The sequence below is a fragment of the Mesorhizobium sp. M1E.F.Ca.ET.063.01.1.1 genome (assembly GCF_003998155.1).
In the GTDB taxonomy this organism is placed as follows: domain Bacteria; phylum Pseudomonadota; class Alphaproteobacteria; order Rhizobiales; family Rhizobiaceae; genus Mesorhizobium.
In genome coordinates this window covers 1-471 of the sequence record NZ_RZSC01001582.1, presented here as the reverse complement: position 1 = coordinate 471, position 471 = coordinate 1, and the positions used below count along the sequence as shown (strand labels likewise).

General features: G+C 58.2%; 2 pseudogenes. Both read right to left on the bottom strand.

The features are described from left to right. Positions 1-211 (bottom strand): annotated as a pseudogene (locus EOA29_RS42550) (adenylate/guanylate cyclase domain-containing protein); the annotation flags it as partial. Continuing rightward, a pseudogene (locus EOA29_RS41980) lies at positions 199-471 on the bottom strand (hypothetical protein); the annotation flags it as partial. The pseudogenes EOA29_RS41980 and EOA29_RS42550, both read right to left, overlap by 13 nt.

Genomic DNA, 471 nt, shown 5'->3' with positions numbered 1-471 from the left:
TGACTGGACCGTACCACACCTTCGCCGTCCTGAGGCCCACGACAGCGGGATCGCCTGAGCGATCCGCCCCGCTTTCTGTCCTGTTTTTGCCAATGCGAGAGATGTGCAGCCGCTCCGCGCCAGTACCGTCGACAATACTGATGCTGAGGATTCCCGGGACCTCGTGCATCGCTCGTACGGCAAGAAGCCGAAGCTGTTTCACGCTGGCCATATTCGATCCTTCCGGGGGATCGTCGAGCCTAGCGGAAGCTGGATGCCGTCAAGAAAGCTCTCAATTTTGTCGGCCGCCGATGTTGCCTCGGACTGCAGCAGGGCACTGAGGATCGCATGCTGGTCGACATAGCTGAACCACGTGTTGCTGATGCCACCGGCAGCGATCGGAAAAATGGCCGCGGCAAACAAGACGAAGAAATACTTCTGAAATAGCGATCGACGCATGATGCGGCTTTGAGATTGGACGACGGTCTCCCA